The sequence below is a fragment of the Novosphingobium acidiphilum DSM 19966 genome, from assembly GCF_000429005.1.
Classification (GTDB): domain Bacteria; phylum Pseudomonadota; class Alphaproteobacteria; order Sphingomonadales; family Sphingomonadaceae; genus Novosphingobium; species Novosphingobium acidiphilum.
Window position 1 is genome coordinate 1 of sequence record NZ_AUBA01000013.1, and the last position, 17901, is coordinate 17901.

The following is a 17901-nucleotide window of genomic DNA, read 5'->3' on the forward strand; positions in this document are numbered from 1 at the left end:
GATCAAAACTGCCAGCGCGGTCGCGCGGCACATCGATCTCGATCTTGCCAGTGGCCGTCGACACCGTTTTGCGCCCGTAGCCATTGCGGGTGTTGTCCGCCTCAGCTTCGTCGCCCAAGTGAAAATCCATCTCGGCGTTTAACGCCCGCTCGGCCAAGGCCTTCTTGAGCGCATTGACCAATTCGCCAGAATTCAGTGCGACTGCCGCATCGCCGCCGGCCAGCAATTGGTCCAGCAGGTCATCGGGAATCGCAGGGGCTTTGCGTCGTGCCATAAAGGGTCTCCTTTTTACCCATTATGCCACCCCGCACACGAAATTCCTGACACTGCCAAAGTCGCCGGTGCAGGATGCAGCAGCGCTGCCAGCACCCGGTTTAGCGGGGCTGGCGGCGGGGCAAATCACTCCTGGGTCTTTTTGGCTTTGGCGGGCGTCCTGGCCGTTTTTGCTCTGGCCGACTTTGCCCCGGCCGTCTTTGCCCCGGCCGTCTTTGGTTTGACCGGTGCTTTGGCTGCCGCCGCCTTTTTCGCTGGCGCTTTCTTGCGTCCCTTGGCGGGTGCCGCAGCGGCGCGGGCATCGATCAGCGCGATCGCCTCTTCCACGGTCAGGCTGTCGCCGGGCTTGTCCTTGGGCAGCGTGGCATTGGTGCTGCCATCGGTGACATAGGCACCATACCGCCCTGCCATCAGCCGGATCTCGCCTCCCGAAACCGGGTGCGGCCCCAGCACTTTCAACGGCTCGGCCGCCTGCCGCGCGCCGCGCCCGCCAGCGCCCGCCGCCGCCTCGGCCAGTTTGACCACGGCGGCGTTCATCCCGGTTTCGAACACGTCGGCCGTGCTGCGCAACCGGCCGTATTTGCCGTCATGCGCCAGATAGGGCCCATAGCGGCCGATCGATGCGGTGATCGGTTTGCCGGTTTCGGGATGCATGCCGATTTCGCGCGGCAAGGACAGCAGTTTCAGCGCCCATTCCAGATCGAGTTCGGCAATATCCTTGGGAATCGAGGCACGCTTGGCCTCCTTGCCGTCGCCCAGTTGCACATAGGGCCCGAACCGCCCGGTGCGGCGCGTGATCTCCAGCCCCGATGCGGGATCCACACCCAGCACCGCATCGTCGCTGCCAGCGCCGTCATCGCCATCCTGCCCCTGGGCGAATTTGCGCGTATATTTGCATTCGGGATAGTTCGAGCACGCCACAAACGCGCCGTAACGGCCGCCGCGCAGGCTCAAGCGCCCGGCGCCGCATTTCGGGCAGATGCGTGGATCGGTGCCGTCGGCGCGCGGGGGGAACAGATAATCGGCCAGGAACGTGTCCAGCTCGGCGGTCACTTCGCTGGGCTTGCGTTCCATCACTTCGTCGGATTTGGGTTTGAAATCGCGCCAGAATGCAGCCAGCACGTCTTTCCACACGGCGCGCCCGCCGGACACGTCATCAAGTTCCTCTTCCATGCCGGCGGTGAACTCGTACGCCACATAGCGGTCGAAAAAGCGTTCAAGAAACGCTGTCAACAAACGCCCGGATTCTTCTGCAAAGAAACGGTTTTTTTCAACCCGCACGTAATTGCGGTCCTTGATCACCTGGATCGTCGCGGCATATGTCGAAGGGCGCCCGATCCCGAGTTCCTCAAGCCGTTTGACCAGCGAGGCTTCGGCATAGCGTGGCGGCGGCTGGGTGAAGTGCTGCGTGGCATCGACCCCGCGCTTGGCCGGCAGATCGCCGCTGCGCATCGCGGGCAGCAACGCGCCGTCTTCGTCGTCGGCGTCGGCCTTCTGATCGCGACCTTCTTCATAGACCGCCAGGAAGCCTGGAAAGCGCACAACCTGGCCGGTGGCGCGCAATTCGTGTTTGCCGGTGCCTTCGCGCAAGGTGACAGTGGTGCGTTCCAGGCTGGCCGAGGCCATCTGGCTGGCCAGCGCGCGTTTCCAGATCAGCTCGTAAAGCCGCGCCTCGTCGCCCGAACCGTGGTTGCTGCGCGAAAAATCAGTGGGCCGGATTGCTTCATGCGCTTCCTGAGCATTCTTGGCCTTGGTCTCGTAAACACGTGGTTTTTCGGGCAAGTAATGCCCGTCATAGCGGTCGGTGATGACCCGGCGCGCATCCGAAATGGCCGAAGGGTCCATCTGCACCCCGTCGGTGCGCATATAGGTGATCGCGCCTGCTTCATACAGCGTCTGGGCGACGCGCATGGTGTGGCTGGTGGAAAAGCCCAGCTTGCGCGCGGCTTCCTGTTGCAGGGTTGACGTCGTGAACGGCGGTTGCGGGTTGCGCCGGGTGGGCCGGGTTTCGACCTCTTCCACGCGAAATGTTGCCGCCTCGACCGTCGCCTTGGCGCGCATCGCGATGCCTTCTTCGCCCAGCGACAGGCGATCGAGCTTGTCCCCGTCAAACCGCACCAGCCGTGCGGTAAACGGCGTGCCGCCGTGTTCCAGCCGCGCCACCACCGACCAGTATTCCTGTGCCCGGAATGCCTCGATCTCGCGCTCGCGCTCGACAATCAGGCGCAGCGCCACCGATTGTACGCGTCCGGCCGATTTGGCGCCGGGCAGCTTGCGCCACAGCACCGGCGACAGCGTAAAGCCGAACAGATAGTCAAGCGCGCGCCGCGCCATATAGGCATCGATCAGATCCTGGTCGAGCGCGCGCGGCGCCGCCATCGCGGCCAGCACGGTCGGCTTGGTGATCGCGTTGAACGTAACGCGCTGCACATCCTTGGGCAGCACGCGGCGCTTGGCCAGCAATTCGCGCACGTGCCACGAAATCGCCTCGCCCTCGCGGTCGGGGTCGGTCGCCAGGATCAGACGGTCGGCACCCTTGGCCGCATCGGTGATCGCCTTGATCCGCGCCGCCTTGTCGCCATACGTCTCCCAATCCATGGCAAAGTCTTCGTCGGGGCGCACCGATCCGTCCTTGACCGGCAGATCGCGCACATGGCCGTACGAGGCCAGCACCTTGAAGCCCGGGCCCAGATACTTCTCGATGGTCTTGGCCTTGGCCGGAGATTCTACGATGACAAGTTGCATGGACTTACCAGATTTCCTTGGTGTGAAAGCGGCTTGCGCGACTTTCTCTCGTGTACACGCGCGAGGGTGGGCAATCCGATGCCCTGTCGTCAAGCGTTTGAGTTCAGGCTGACCCGTCCGCCTGCGTGGCGCAGCAGACGTCCGGCCAGTTCCAGATCGAGCAACGCATCCTGCACCGGGCCGGGCGCACCGCCGCTTTGCCGGATCAGTTCATCCACGCCAACCGGCGCCGTCCCCAGAAGCGTGGCGACAATCGCGACAAGATCGGTGGCAGCAGCAGCATCGTCGGTAACGGCCGCATAGTCAGGCACGCCGGTTTCACGAAACGTCGATCGCGCGGTGCCGGCAAAAGTATCGACCAGTTCGGCGATGTCATCGGCGCTTTGCACCAGGATCGCGCCATCGCGGATCAGGCTGTTGCAGCCGTGCGCACGCGCATCGAGCGGCGATCCGGGCACCGCCATCACCTCGCGCCCGAATTCGCCTGCCAGCCGCGCGGTGATCAGTGATCCTGATTTTGGCGCTGCCTCGACCACCACGGTGCCGGCGGCCAAGCCGGCGATAATCCGGTTGCGCGTGGGGAAATGACGGGCTTGCGGCTCGGTTCCAGGCGGCATCTCGGCAACCAGCAGGCCTTCATGCGCGATGCGTTCCTGCAATTCGGCGTGTTCGGGCGGATAGACCACATCGATCCCGCCCGCGATCACGCCGATGGTGCCGCCATCGGGATGCTGTGCGCTCAGCGCGCCGATATGCGCTGCCGCATCGATCCCGCGGGCCAGGCCCGAGATCACCGCAAAACCGCGCGCAGCCAGGCCCGCACCAAAATCGCGCGCCAGGCGCACCGCGCCTGCCGAAGCATTGCGCGCACCCACCAGCGCCACGCCGGGCTGATCAAACAGCGCCAGATTGCCGCGCACGGTGATCACCGGCGGGGGCTGGTCGATTGCCAGCAGCGCCAACGGATAATCGGCTTCATCGTGGAACACATGGCGCGCGCCGGACCGCGCGGCGCCTGCAAATTCGGCCTCGATCGCTTCGGCCGGCGCCATGCGATAGGCGGCACCCCCACGCGCCGCAAGCTCGGGCAAAGCCGGCAGCGCAGCCCGTGCGCTGCCAAACCGGGTGATAAGGCGATGGAACGTGGCCGGCCCGACATGGGGCGAACGCAACAGGCGCAGCCGTGCAAATCGTTCTGCATCGTCCATCGCCACGGTCATTTGCGCCGGCCGACGCGGGGCTCGGTTCCCGCGCGCAACCGGGCAATATTGGCCTTGTGCAGCCACACCACCAGCAATGCCAGCGGCGCCAGCACCTGGGCATAGGCGGTATCGCCCAATGCCAGCGCCGCAATCGGCGCCGCAACCGCCGCACCCATGCCCCCGACCGACGAAATGCGCGTGGCAAAGAACAGCACAAGCCACGTACCGGCGCAGCACAGCCCGATCGGCCAGGCCAGGCCCAGCGACACGCCGAGCATCGTGGCCACGCCCTTGCCGCCGCGAAACCGCAACCACACCGGATAACAATGGCCGATTACCGCGCCCGCCGCCGCCGCCGTTTCCGAACCGGGCCACAAAAGCCGCGCCAGGCACACCGCTGCTGCACCTTTGCCCAGGTCACACAGCAACGTTGCCGCGGCCAGCCCCTTGCGCCCGGTGCGCAGCACATTGGTTGCGCCGATATTGCCCGAGCCCACGCTGCGCAGATCCCCCGCACCGCCGATCCGCGCCAGGATCAGACCGAACGGGACTGAGCCCAACAGATAGCCAAGGGCAGCGGCAGACAATGCCAGACGCAACGCGACGCCAATCATGCAAAGGGGGCCTTTCAGAACAAACGCGACGCGGCTCTAGATGTTTTTGGCGCAAGCCGCCATAGCGTGACCCGCATGACCGACGATCCAACCGCACCCATTTTGATGTTTGATTCAGGCGTGGGCGGCCTGTCGGTGCTCAACGCGATGCGCCATGTGCTGCCACAGGCGCCGGTGATCTATGTCGCCGACAACGCCGGCCTGCCCTATGGCCAGAAAACCGAAGCGGAAATTGCCGCGCGGGTTTCGGGCCTGTTGGGACGGTTGACCGAACGGCTGCACCCGCGCCTGGTCTGCATTGCCTGCAACACCGCCTCGACCATCGCGCTGACGGCCGTGCGCGACGTTCTCGAGGTGCCGATCGTGGGCACGGTGCCCGCAATCAAGCCGGCTGCGGCGATGACGCAGACCGGGGTGATCGGCCTGCTTGGCACCGAAGCGACGATCCGCCAGGGCTATGTCGACCGGCTGGAGGTGCAATTTGCCACCGGCAAAATCCTGTTGCGCCACGGCGCCCCCGAACTGGTGGCCGCGGCAGAGGCTCAACTGCGCGGGGAAGCGGTCGATCCCGCGGTGTTTGCGCGCGCCGCGCTGGCGCTGCGCAGCATGCCCGGTGGCGACAGGATCGATACGGTGGTGCTGGCCTGCACCCATTTCCCGTTGATCGCCGGGCAGTTGGGCGCCGCATTCGGCCCTGGGGTGCGTTTTATCGACGGAGCCGACGGGATTGCCCGGCGCATCGTGCACCTGACGCAAGGGCAGGCATTCGACCGGCGCGAAGCCGATCTGGCGCTGTTTACGCGCAACGATCCGGGGCTGGCCGAACTTTATCCTGCGCTGCGTGCATCCGGACTGGCGCGTTTCAACGTATTTTGATCCAGGTCAGTCCTGTGCAGATGCCAATCGCCTATGCCCCAAATCCAGTTGGCAAATGGTCATGATCGGGATTAAGGCGCATGCACAGCCTGCAGGGCAAGGTCGATTGCTGGGCAAAACGGACCGCCGGGGGCATGCAATGCCTCCCGAAGGAAAAGGAGCGGCGGGTGAATTACGAGCAGGTATTCGATTCTGCGATTGATCGGCTTCATTCCGAAGGCCGCTATCGCGTGTTCATCGACATCCTGCGCAACAAGGGCGCTTATCCCAACGCGCGCTGCTTTGCCGGGCACAACGGGCCCAAGCCGATCACGGTGTGGTGTTCGAACGATTATCTGGCAATGGGTCAGCACCCCAAGGTGATCGCCGCGATGGAAGAGGCGCTGCACGATGTCGGCGCCGGTTCGGGCGGCACACGCAACATCGGCGGCAACACGCATTACCACATCGATCTTGAAACCGAACTGGCCGATCTGCACGACAAGGAAGCGGCGCTGCTGTTTACCTCGGGCTATGTGTCCAACGATGCGACGCTGTCGACGCTGGCCAAAGTCCTGCCGGGCTGCGTGATCTTTTCCGATGAACTGAACCATGCCTCGATGATCGCCGGCATCCGCAATTCGGGCGCCGAAAAGCGGGTGTTCCGTCACAATGATGTCGACCACCTGGAACAGCTGCTGGCCGAAACCGATCCTGCGTGCCCAAAACTGATCGCGTTTGAAAGCGTCTATTCGATGGATGCCGACATCGCACCGATCCATGCGATCTGTGACCTGGCGGAAAAGTACAATGCGCTGACCTATATCGACGAGGTGCACGCGGTCGGCATGTATGGCGCGCGCGGTGGCGGCATTTCCGAACGCGATGACGCTGCGCACCGCATCGACATCATCGAAGGCACGCTGGGCAAGGCCTTTGGCGTGATGGGCGGCTATATCGCGGCCGATCGCCGGATCATCGATGTGATCCGGTCCTATGCTCCGGGCTTCATCTTCACCACGTCCCTGTCGCCGGTGCTGGTGGCAGGCGTGCTGGCAGCGGTGCGCCATCTCAAGGCATCGAGCATTGAGCGCGAGGCACAAGGCCAGGCCGCAGCCCTGCTCAAGACGCTGTTTGCCGATGCGGGGCTGCCGGTGATGCCGTCGACCACGCATATTGTCCCGTTGATGGTGGGCGATCCGGTGCGCGCCAAGAAAGTCAGCGACATCCTGCTGGCCGAATATGGCGTCTATGTGCAACCGATCAATTTTCCGACCGTGCCGCGCGGCACCGAACGGCTGCGTTTTACCCCCGGGCCGCAGCATACTCCCGCGATGATGACCGAACTGACCGGCGCGCTTGTCGAAATCTGGCAGCGGCTCGACCTGGAGCGCCGCAAGGCCGCCTGATTATCCTTACCGCCGGATACGCAACGCGCGTCGGATCATGCTGATTCGGCCCGCGTTTTTGCGTGGGCGTGGCGAACGGCAGATAAGGGAAACTACGTGATATAAATGCAACATTTGCGACAAATTTGCGCATTTGCAAACGATTTACAGGATCAACACTCACGGTTTTCCGCGACCTCGTGCCCGCATGGGCAATTTGGTTACAAACTTAACCATTGCGTGATCGCGTAATCCCATGATTTGTAGCGCCAAGGCCAAGAATCGGACCACCGCGACACTCATGGGGAAATCAAAAATGCGTTCAAAGTCTGCCCTGCGCCGGACTGCGTGCCTCACGTCCACCGCGCTTGCCATTACACTATTCAGTGCCGGGACCGCCTTTGCGCAAGCAACGCCCGATGTTACGACGCCGACCAAGCAGGCCAAGGATGACGTAATCATCATTACTGGTACGCGTACGTCTACAAAAGTGGCAGATCAGCCCGTGCAGACGATCAGCGGCGAAACCATCAACGACTTGGGCTATACCAACGTCGGGCAGGCTCTGACGTCGTTGCCGGTGTTCGGTATTCCCGCAAACAGTCCGATCGGCGGGCAAGGGTCGTTTGGCGCCGGTCAGACATTTCTTAACCTTTACAACCTTGGTTCGCAGCGCACGCTGACGCTCGTCAACGGCAACCGGTTTGTCGGCGGCGCCACCTCGTCGCTGTTCGGTGCGTCGGTCGGATCGCCGGTGGACGTCAGCGCAATCTCGCCCAGCCTGCTTCAGGGCGTCGATATCGTGTCGGTCGGCGGCGCGCCGATCTATGGTGCCGATGCGATCGCGGGCACCGTCAACTTCATTCTGAAGCGCAATTATGATGGCATCGAATTGCGCGGCTCCGACGGCATTTCCGAACAGGGCGATGCGCGCGACTACAACGTGTCGTTGTTGGTCGGGCACAATTTCGCCGGTGGGCGCGGCAACATCACGCTGAACATCTATTACGACCACCAGGACGGTCTGACCACCGCGCAACGCTATGCGACCGGCAGCAACACACCGTTCTATGACCTGCCGACCGGGGCGTCGCCCTATCAAAACGTGGCCTATACCCAGGGTGGCCTGCGTTATGACGGGTTCCCCAACACGGGCATCCCCATGGTTGCCGATTCCACCCCCTACTACGGCGGGCCGACCGGCGCGGGTGTCACCAATGCCGGCGGACAGGGATTGTATTTCAACCCGCAAGGGCACCTGGTGCCTTTCGTCAACGGCACATTCACCGGCACGGGCTTTACCGAAGCCGGCGGCAGCGGTTTCCCGATCGGCAACTTTGGCAACCTGCTGGCGCAGAGCAACCGCATCCAGGGCACCTTGCTTGGCCATTACGATGTCAGCGATCACTTGCGCGTGCACGGCGAATTGTGGTGGGGCCGCGATACTGCCACCAACCTGGCCGCGCAGCCTTATTACAGCACGGGCCTGTTCGGTCCGGCAGGAACCCCCAACGGCAACCTGATCCTGAACACCGCCAACCCGTTTCTCAGTGCCGCAGACCGCGCCACGCTGCAATCGGCGCTTGGCACCCCCGGCGTCGACGGAACGTTCTATCTGGCGCGCGCGAACACCGACCTTTACACCGGGGCCTTCACCTCGACCGGGTATCTGGTGCGCGGCGTCGGCGGGATCGATGGCGACTTCATGATCGGCACCCACTCGCTGAAATGGGATGCCACCATCAACTATGGCCAGTCAAACACGCTGACCAGCCAACCCAATCTGGTCACGCAGAATTTCTTCAATGCGCTCAACGCCGTCGCCGGGCCCAACGGGCCCCAGTGCGCGCCGGGCTATACCAATGCCGCGATCGCCACGGGCAGCAGCACATGCGCCCCGCTCAACATTTTCGGCATCAACAATGAAAGCGCGGCTGCGCTGGCGTATGTGACAGCCAATGCGCAGACGCACCAGTCCAACTCGCAGCTTGATTTTGTCGCATCGCTGCATGGCGATATCGTTCACCTGCCCGCCGGCGACGTCAAATTCGCACTGGGTGGAGAAGTGCGGCGCGAAAGCGAAAAGTTTGATCCGGGCGCGTTCTACCTGGGACAGCTGCAACCCGATGGCACGTATGCGCAGTACGGCAATTCGATCCCGATCACGCCGGTGAACGGATCATATCACACGCATGAAGGGTTTGGCGAACTGACCGTGCCGCTGCTGGGACCCGACCAGCATATTCCACTGGTTCATGATCTGACATTCCACGGCGCCGGACGCTATACCGACAACAACCTCAATGGTGGTTTCTGGTCCTATACGGCCGGTGGCACCTATTCGCCGGTGTCAGGCCTGACCATCCGTGGCAACCTGACCCGATCGTTCCGTGAACCCGCGGTAACCGAGGCCTTTGCGCCCAAGGGATCGGTGTTTGAAACCGGCTCTGACCCGTGCGACAAGCGCAACGTGGGCAGTGGCCCGAACCCGGCAGTGCGCGCCGCCAACTGCGCCGCGGCGGGGATCGACACAACGACATTTGTGTCGAACATTGACGCCTTCACGATCGAAGGCAGCTCGAGCGGCAACCAGCACCTGCAGAACGAATATGCAAAAAGCTGGACCGTCGGTGCACAGGCGACACCAGGTTTCATTCCGGGCCTGAGACTTACCGCCGACTATGTCAGCATCTCGATCTCCAACGAGATCAGCCAGCCCGGCATTACGGCTGAAATGAATGGTTGCTACGATTCCAGCAATTATCCCAACAGCCCCTATTGCAGCACGTTTACGCGCAGTGCTTCGGGCCAGATCAACAATTTCACTGACAACTATACCAATATCAACGTGGAATCATTTCGCGCCCTGCAGGCGGGTCTGGATTACAATCTGCCGCTCAGCCGCGTGGGCCTGCCTTCGTCAGCGGGCGCAGTGTTGATCAACGCAACCTATCTGCACACGTATCGGCATTACACCAGCCTTGGCCTGGTGCTGGGTGACGTCGGCGATCCGGTCGACTCGGCCAATGCCAACCTGCACTGGCTGACCAAGAACTTCGACTGGTTGTGGAGCTTTATCTATTACGGCCCCACGCTGATCAACCCGGCGTCGCCGGCCGGGACCTATGAATATCCGCGGATCAGCCCATACCTGATGGTCAACAGCTCGGTGGGGATCAAGGTCAACGAACACTTCGACTTGCGCCTGAACGTCAACAACGTGTTCAATCGTACGGTCACTTATGCCGGACCTGTGCCGGAATTCAGCACCAACCGTGAATTCGACGCCATTCTCGGCCGCTATTATCGCCTGACCGCCAAGGTCAAGTTCTAAGCGGGACACACACGGGCCCTTGCCCAACGCCTGAAACTGTTTAATCGTTCGATTGAAAAACGATTGGATGGGAGTTCGGGGGTTGGTGCAAGGGCCTTTTTTTGATGACGTCGTGCTGGGTCGCCGCAGCATTCGCGGTTTTCTGGACAAGCCGGTGCCGCGTTCGCTGATCGAAGAGGTGCTGGCGCTGGCCATGCGCGCACCGTCCTCGCTCAACACCCAGCCATGGAATTTCAGTGTCGTAACGGGCGAGCCGCTGGCGCGCATTCGCCAGGGCAACACCGAACGCATGCTGGCAGGCGTGCCCGAATCGCGCGAATTCCGCAAATTCGAAGTTTATGAAGGCGCGCATCGCGAGCGCCAGGTGGAAATCGCCAAGCAATTGTTCGCGGTGATGGATATCGCGCGCGAGGACAAGGCCAAGCGGCAGGACTGGGTCTTGCGCGGATTTCGCCAGTTCGATGCGCCGGTGTCGGTCGTGGTTACGTACGATCGCGCGCTGCTGGGTGGCGACATTGCACCGTTCGATTGCGGGGCCGTTACCACCGCGCTGGTCAATGCGGCATGGTCGCGCGGGCTGGGTTGCGTGATCAACAGTCAGGGCATCATGCAAAGCCCGGTGGTGCGCGAACACGCCCAGATCGCCGATGACCAGGTGATCATGATCTGCGTGGCGATGGGGTGGCCCGACGAGACATTTCCCGCCAACAGCGTGGTGTCACGCCGCAAATCGGTGGCAGAGGCCGCGCGATTTGTCGGATTTGACGACTAGCCGGGTCAAACACCCTCCCCCATATCAAGGGGGAGGGTATTTGCGTCAGCGCAACGACACAACGTTGTCGCTGATACGCGGGTCCTTGCGATCGCCGCGATACTGGCTCGACATCGGCTCGTCCGACACGTCGAACATTTCGGTCGCGCCAAAGCCGTTGAACGCGGTCTTCATCGCGGCGCCATAGGCGCCCAGCATGCCGATTTCGATATAGTCGCCCGCACGAATGTCCGCCGGCAGCTCGAACGGGCCCGCCATGTGGTCCATATCGTCGCAGGTCGGTCCGTAAAAGCTGAACGGCACCAGATCGCCATGGCTGTCGCCTTCGCGCAGCACACGCACCGGAAAGCGCCAGCCGACATGCGCGGCATCGAACAGCGCGCCATAGGCGCCGTCGTTGATATACAGTTCGTCATCGCGGCGGCGTTCGACGCGCACGATGATCGAATTGTATTCCGCCGACAGCGCACGGCCCGGTTCGCACCACAGTTCGGCCGAATAGGACACGGGCAACGATTCATAGGTGCGATCGATCAGTGCAAAGAAATCTTCGAGCGGGGGCGGTTCCATCCCCGGATAGATCGAAGGAAACCCACCGCCGACATCGATGATATCGACCGTGACCGAGGCATCGACAATCGCCGCGCGCACCTTTTCCAATGCGGTGACATAGGCAAACGGCGTCATCGCCTGGCTGCCCACGTGGAAACAGATGCCCAGGCAATCGGCCAGCTGGCGGGTCGCCTGCAGCAATTCGCGCGCATCGGCCAGTTCGCACCCGAATTTGGACGCCAGGCTCAGCTCGGAATATTCCGAAGACACGCGCAAGCGTACGCACAGCGTCAGATCGGTGGGCTCGACCCCGCCGTTTGCCTCGGTCGTGGCGGCGCGGATCTTGTCAAGCTCCTCGATCGAATCGAGGCTGAACGTGCGCACGCCATGGTCGCGATAGGCTTCGACAATGGCGGTGGACGCCTTGACCGGGTGCATGAAGCACAACACGGCCTGGGGCAGGATGCCGCGCACCAGCCGGGTTTCGGCGATCGAGGCAACATCGTAATGGGTGACCCCCGCATCCCACAGCACCTGAATCAGGTCGGGAGACGGGTTGGCCTTGACCGCATAGAGCGTCTTGCCCGGAAACTTCTCGACAAAGAAGCGGGCAGCGCGCGCAGCGGCGTGCGGGCGATTGAGAATGGCAGGCTCGTCCGGCGCGGTGGCGCGGACTACGGCCAAAGCATCAAGATAATGGTGCAACTCAAGGGACCCCCAACGACATTGTTGAACAAAGCTGCCTTGCGGTCTGGAAGTCCCCATGGGGCAGCGAGGGGCGTAAATAGCCCCTCCCCCCCCCAATTCAAGCGTTATTTTCGGGCCATCTTGCGGTTGTCACAACTGTGAAACATAAACCGGCCTCATCCGCGCACATAGCGTCCGATGGCCTGCCACATCGGGATGGAAATTGGATCGTTTCCGGCATTGCCCGCCACCGGATGCGACCCGAAACGTGCGATCACCAGATCGGCCGCCGGTGCGATCCACAAGGCCTGTCCATGGATGCCGCGCGCTGAAAAACCGCCATCCTGGCCATGACTGTGCCACCACTGGCTGCCATAGCTCCACCCCGGCAGCGATGGATAATGGGGCGTGTCGAACTGGTCGGGACGCCCGCCCCGGCGGATTGCGGCGATTGCCCTTTCGGGCACGATGCCCTGACCGTTCTGGCGGATCATTTCGCCAAATTTGGCGAGGTCTTCCAGCCGCAGGCACAGGCCGCCACCGGCAAACGGCGTGCCGATCGAATCGACCATCACATCGGCGTCGTGCAGCCCCAGCGGCACCCATAACCGTTCGCACAGATTGCCGGCAAAGCTTTGGCCGGTAATCCGCGTGATGATCCAGTTGAGCACGTCGGTGTTGCACGTGCGATAGGTGAACGCCTGCCCATGGGTGCCATTGGCGGCAATGCCGGTCAGAAACGACCACATGTCGCGCGGCCCGTCATAATCGGGCGCAGCCGGTACAAAGCCCACCGCAGCGCTGTAGGCCCCGATGCCCGAGCGCGGATTGGTGTATTCCTCGCTGAAATCGACCGCGGTGGTCATATCCATGACCTGTTGCACCGTGGCATTGCCAAACCCGCTGTGCGCCAGTTCGGGCACATAGACCGACACGGGTGCTGCGGGATCAAGCCGCCCTTCGGCAACCAGGCTGGCAGCGATCGTGCCGACAAAACTCTTGGTCACGGAAAAGGCGATGTGGCGCGTTTCCGGTCCGGTCACGCCATACCACCGTTCCAGGATCACCCGGCCCTTGTGCACCACCAGCAGGCCATCGGCATATGTGCCCAGCAGCCCTTGTTCCACCGTGATCGGCGTGTCGCTGTGCAACGGCGTAAATCTCAGCTGCGCCAGATCCTCGTCGATCGCGCGCGGCAATGCCGCACCGTGTCCGCCCGCAACCCTGATCGTCGGGATCAATTCGCGATAATGCGAAAATGCCCAGCGTGTCTTGGGAAAGCGCCAGTGATCGGTGTTGCGCCACAGCACCTGCTTGTCGGGCGGCGGAGGAAACCCCTGCATCCAGCCCAGTTTGGCCGGATCGCTGGCGATTGCATCGGGTACCGGGTCGGTCATCGGGTCTCTCCACGCGGACGCACTGTCTGATCACAGTGTGCACGCGTGGCCGATCAAATCCAGCTTTTCACGAAAGGCGGTCGCGAAAATCCTCGTAGGCAAAGCTGCGCACGCGCTCAAGCGCATCGGTCTCGCTGTCCCACAGCCAGATCGAGGGCAGCGGCACGCCGTTGAAGGTGGTGGTCTTGACCATCGAATAATGCGCCTGATCCAGGAATGCGAACCGCGTGCCGGGATGACAGCCATCCGGCATCCGGTAATCACCGATCACGTCGCCCGCCAGGCACGACGGCCCGCCCAGACGCACCGCATCATCGCCATCTTCCCGTTCGCCCAGCATCGCCGGGCGATAGGGCGCCTCGATCACGTCGGGCATGTGGCAAGTTGCGGAAATGTCGGTGATCGCCACCGGCATGCCGTTGTCCTGCACATCAAGCACCGTGCCGACCAGAATGCCCGCATCAAGCGCGACGGCTTCGCCCGGCTCGAGGTATATCTCGCAACCCGTTTCGGCGCGCACCGATTGCAGGAACGCCACCAGTTCGTCGCGCTGATAATCGGCGCGGGTGATATGATGCCCCCCGCCAAAATTGAGCCATTCCAGCCGTTCGAAATAAGGCTGCAAATGGGGCCGCAGGGCATCCCACGTGCGTTGCAACGGCTCGAAATCCTGTTCGCACAGCGTGTGGAAATGGATGCCCGACACACCTTCCAGATGCCCCGGCGCCAGCTGATCGATCGGAAAGCCCAGCCGCGAATGCGGCGCGCACGGGTCATACCGCGGCACTTCACCGGTGGCGTGCAACGGATTGATGCGCAGGCCCACATCGAACCGTTCGCCCCGCACGCGCGCCGCCGCCAGAACATCGCCAAACCGCGCAATCTGCCCCGGCGAATTGAAGATCACATGGTCCGACACGCGGCAGATTTCGGGCAGGTCTTCGGCTTTGTACCCGGCGCAATAGGTCGCAATTTCGCCGCTGTAGTGTTCATCGGCCAGGCGTGCTTCCCACAGGCCCGACGTGCACACGCCGTCAAGATATTGCCCGATCAGCGGCGCCACACGCCACATGCTGAACGCCTTCATCGCGGCCAGCAGGCGAATGCCCGACCGATCGCGCACATCGGCCAGCACCGCCAGATTGCGCCGCAATGCCGCTGCATCGACGACAAACGCGGGGCTGTCGACGCGGTTCAGATCAAACCGGGCGAACGCCCCCGGATCGCCGGCGCGCGTTTCCATCAGAACGCCAGCGGACCGTCGAGTTCCTTCACCTGCCACGGCAGGCCCTGGCTGTTGAGCATGTCCATGAACGGATCGGGATCGAACTGTTCCATGTTGAACACGCCCGCACCGCCCCACACGCCCTGCACCAGCAGCGCCGCACCGATCATCGCCGGCACCCCGGTGGTATAGCTGACCGCCTGGTTGCCGGTTTCGGCATAGGCATCTTCGTGGTCACAGATGTTGTAGATATAGAACGTCTTTTCGACGCCGTCCTTCGAACCGGTGGCAATATCGCCGATATTGGTCTTGCCGCGGGTTGTGGCACCCAGCGACGCCGGTTCGGGCAGCACGGCCTTGAGGAACTGCAGCGGAATGATTTCCTTGCCCTCATAGGTCACCGGATCGATCCGCGTCATGCCGACATTCTGCAGCACGGTCAGGTGGGTGATATAGGCCTCGCCAAAGGTCATCCAGAAACGCGCGCGCTCCATCTCGGGGATGAACCGGGCCAGGCTTTCCAGTTCCTCGTGGTACATCATGTACATCGTCTTGGGGCCGACCGCCTCGAAGTCGAAGGTCTGCTTGGTGCTCATCGCCGGGGTTTCGACGAAATCGCCGTTTTCCCAGTGGCGCGCGGGCGCGGTCACTTCGCGGATGTTGATTTCGGGGTTGAAATTGGTGGCAAAGTGCTGGCCGTGATCGCCGCCGTTGCAATCAAGAATGTCGAGCGTGCGGATCGTATCGAGCTTGTGCTTTTTCAGCCACATCGCAAACACGCTGGTGACGCCCGGGTCAAAGCCCGACCCGAGCAGCGCGGTCAGCCCCGCAGCAGCGAATTTTTCCTGATAGGCCCACTGCCAGTGGTATTCGAATTTCGCCACATCGCGCGGTTCGTAATTGGCGGTGTCCATATAGTTCACGCCTGCAGCCAGGCATGCGTCCATGATCGCCAGATCCTGATAGGGCAGCGCCAGATTGACCACCAGCACGGGCTTGACCGTGTTGAGCAGCGCGGTGGTTGCGGCCACATCGTCGGCATCGATCTGGTAGGTTGCGACATTGATCCCGGTGCGCTGCTTGACCGAGGCGGCAATCGCTTCGCACTTTGACACGGTGCGGCTGGCCAGCGCGATCTCGGTAAAGATGCCCGGATTCATCGCCATCTTGTGAACGGCAACAGAGCCGACGCCGCCAGCGCCGATGACAAGAACCTTGGCCATTGGGGTTTCTCCCGAAACACAGAAATTATGCAGGTGCGCGCGAAATGCGCGCGACAGGTGAATTGCGGCGCGTTTAGAATATCGCGATGACAAACCCAAGCCCCGATTCAACCCCGTCATATTCTCGCGCGCCAGACCGCGCCGGCGTGCTGCGCGCCGCTGCCAAAATCGCCGCACTGCTGCCGCCGACCCCGCTGCTGCCGCTGTCTTTGCCAAGCGGCGAGACCGTGTGGGCCAAAGCGGAGAGCCTGCAACCGGTGGGCGCGTTCAAGATCCGCGGCGCCTGGCACCGCCTGACCGACCTGACCGAAGCAGAGCGCGCGCGCGGCATCGTGGCTGTTTCGAGCGGCAACCACGCGCAAGGCGTAGCCTGGGCCGCGGCCCGCCTTGGCATCGGCGCGCGCATCGTGATGCCGGCCGACGCGCCGCAGGTCAAACTTTCGGCGACGCGTGCGCTGGGCGCCGAGGTCATCCTCTACGACCGGCGCGGCGGAGAATCGCGCGATGCCGTTGCCGCAGCGCTGATCGCGCAATCGGGCGCGATCCTGGTGCACGCGTATGGGGATCCCTGGGTGATCGAGGGCCAGGGCAGCGCCGGGGTGGAAATGGCCGAACAGATGGAGGCCCGCGCCGGTGGCCCGCCCACCCGGATCGTCACGCCGTGCGGCGGCGGCGGCCTGACCGCCGGTCTGATCCTGGCCTGTCCCGAGGCAACCGTGGTGCCGGTCGAACCCGAACATTGGGACGATATCACGCGCAGCCTGGCAAGCGGGCACATCGAAAGCGTGGCACACGATGCGCCTGTCACCGCCTGCGATGCGCTGCAGACCCCGGCGACCTATCCGATCAACTTTGACGTGTTGCGCGCCGCCGGCGTGCAAGGAGTGGCCGTAACCGAAGCCGAAGTGCGCGCCGCGCAACGCTGGGCATTTGATCGCCTGCATCTGGTGATCGAACCGGGCGGCGCGGTCGGCCTTGCCGCGCTGATCGCGGGCAAAGTGCCTGCATGCGGTCGCACGGCGGTGATCCTTTCGGGCGGCAATGTCGATCGCGCCGCCTTTGCCAAAGTGCTGGCCGGGGCCGATTGACGCTGTCATGCGCGCCGATATCAACTGCGGATCATCGCACTGACCCTGATTTGACTTTCGCCGGCGCACTGCGCACAGCGGGCGCAACGATAAAACACAAGGGGTGTGCGATGCGTGGCGATATTCTTGCACCGGCCGCGGTGCTGGTCATCTGGACGCTGGTGATGCTGGTCTGGCTCGCAGCGGTGCGGGTGCCGGCCATTGGCGGTGCCAAGGGGCTGGAAAACGCCAGGCGCGGCGCGCGCGGGCAGGATCTGGAAAACGTTCTGCCGCCCAAAGCCAACTGGCCTGCGCACAATTACACCCATCTGACCGAGCAGCCGACGCTGTTCTATGCCACGATCATGATCCTGGCGCTGACCGGCGCGGGCCGGACCGATATCTTTCTGGCGTGGGGCTATGTGGGGATCCGCGTGGTTCATTCGCTGTGGCAGGTACTGGTCAACGTTATCGCAGTGCGGTTTGCGCTGTTTTTTGCGTCGAGCGCGTGCCTGATGGCACTGGCCATCAGGGCCGCTATCGGCTGTTTTGCGCATTAAGGGGGGA

At 62.9% G+C, this 17901-nt stretch carries 14 protein-coding genes; 6 read left to right on the forward strand and 8 right to left on the reverse strand.

Features of this window, described 5'->3' with window-relative positions; genetic code table 11:
• From G404_RS18920 to plsY, 4 genes are all read right to left on the reverse strand, one after another.
• A partial coding sequence (locus G404_RS18920) for a transposase (protein ID WP_211230777.1) occupies positions 1 to 274 on the reverse strand: 274 nt, incomplete at its 3' end.
• 125 nt (positions 275 to 399) lie between these two features.
• On the reverse strand, positions 400 to 3018 hold the full coding sequence (gene topA, locus G404_RS0111830; protein ID WP_028641269.1) for a type I DNA topoisomerase: 2619 nt from the start codon (positions 3016 to 3018) through the stop codon (positions 400 to 402).
• An 89-nt stretch (positions 3019 to 3107) separates the two neighbouring features.
• Positions 3108 to 4238, reverse strand: coding sequence for a DNA-processing protein DprA (gene dprA / locus G404_RS0111835; RefSeq protein ID WP_028641270.1), 1131 nt, complete (start codon positions 4236 to 4238; stop codon positions 3108 to 3110).
• The gene (gene plsY / locus G404_RS0111840; RefSeq protein ID WP_036521270.1) at positions 4235 to 4834 is read right to left on the reverse strand and encodes a glycerol-3-phosphate 1-O-acyltransferase PlsY; all 600 of its coding nucleotides are present in this window, start codon (positions 4832 to 4834) and stop codon (positions 4235 to 4237) included. The genes dprA and plsY overlap by 4 nt, the downstream gene beginning before the upstream one ends.
• A 75-nt stretch (positions 4835 to 4909) precedes the next feature.
• Between plsY and murI the strand changes: the two genes are divergently transcribed.
• From murI to G404_RS0111860, 4 genes are all read left to right on the forward strand, one after another.
• Positions 4910 to 5710 (forward strand): glutamate racemase, encoded by an 801-nt coding sequence (gene murI / locus G404_RS18925; RefSeq protein ID WP_036521273.1) that lies wholly within the window; start codon positions 4910 to 4912, stop codon positions 5708 to 5710.
• Positions 5711 to 5877: 167 nt separating this feature from the next.
• Complete coding sequence (hemA, locus tag G404_RS0111850) at positions 5878 to 7098, forward strand: 5-aminolevulinate synthase (RefSeq protein WP_028641272.1); 1221 nt, start codon at positions 5878 to 5880, stop codon at positions 7096 to 7098.
• Positions 7099 to 7567: 469 nt separating this feature from the next.
• Positions 7568 to 10411 (forward strand): TonB-dependent receptor domain-containing protein, encoded by a 2844-nt coding sequence (locus tag G404_RS0111855; RefSeq protein WP_245584508.1) that lies wholly within the window; start codon positions 7568 to 7570, stop codon positions 10409 to 10411.
• Positions 10412 to 10496: 85 nt separating this feature from the next.
• Entirely contained in the window at positions 10497 to 11183 is a 687-nt protein-coding gene (locus tag G404_RS0111860) for a nitroreductase (RefSeq protein ID WP_425411643.1), read from the forward strand.
• A 45-nt stretch (positions 11184 to 11228) separates the two neighbouring features.
• Here G404_RS0111860 and G404_RS0111865 read toward each other — a convergent pair whose 3' ends face one another.
• From G404_RS0111865 to G404_RS0111880, 4 genes are all read right to left on the reverse strand, one after another.
• Entirely contained in the window at positions 11229 to 12440 is a 1212-nt protein-coding gene (locus G404_RS0111865; protein ID WP_028641275.1) for a type III PLP-dependent enzyme, read from the reverse strand.
• Between the two features lie 158 nt (positions 12441 to 12598).
• The gene (locus tag G404_RS0111870; RefSeq protein ID WP_028641276.1) at positions 12599 to 13819 is read right to left on the reverse strand and encodes a serine hydrolase domain-containing protein; all 1221 of its coding nucleotides are present in this window, start codon (positions 13817 to 13819) and stop codon (positions 12599 to 12601) included.
• Positions 13820 to 13886: 67 nt separating this feature from the next.
• Positions 13887 to 15062 (reverse strand): carboxynorspermidine decarboxylase, encoded by a 1176-nt coding sequence (locus G404_RS0111875; protein ID WP_028641277.1) that lies wholly within the window; start codon positions 15060 to 15062, stop codon positions 13887 to 13889.
• Positions 15062 to 16267: a saccharopine dehydrogenase family protein gene (locus G404_RS0111880; protein WP_028641278.1), complete on the reverse strand. Its 1206-nt coding sequence runs from the start codon at positions 16265 to 16267 to the stop codon at positions 15062 to 15064. The genes G404_RS0111875 and G404_RS0111880 overlap by 1 nt, the downstream gene beginning before the upstream one ends.
• Before the next feature lie 86 nt (positions 16268 to 16353).
• Here G404_RS0111880 and G404_RS0111885 point away from each other — a divergent pair, with 86 nt between their 5' ends.
• Both G404_RS0111885 and G404_RS0111890 read left to right on the forward strand, forming a co-directional pair.
• Positions 16354 to 17355, forward strand: a complete 1002-nt coding sequence (locus G404_RS0111885; protein WP_028641279.1) for a threonine ammonia-lyase — start codon at positions 16354 to 16356, stop codon at positions 17353 to 17355.
• A 110-nt stretch (positions 17356 to 17465) separates the two neighbouring features.
• Complete coding sequence (locus G404_RS0111890; protein WP_028641280.1) at positions 17466 to 17894, forward strand: MAPEG family protein; 429 nt, start codon at positions 17466 to 17468, stop codon at positions 17892 to 17894.
• The last annotated feature ends 7 nt before the right edge of the window (positions 17895 to 17901 follow it).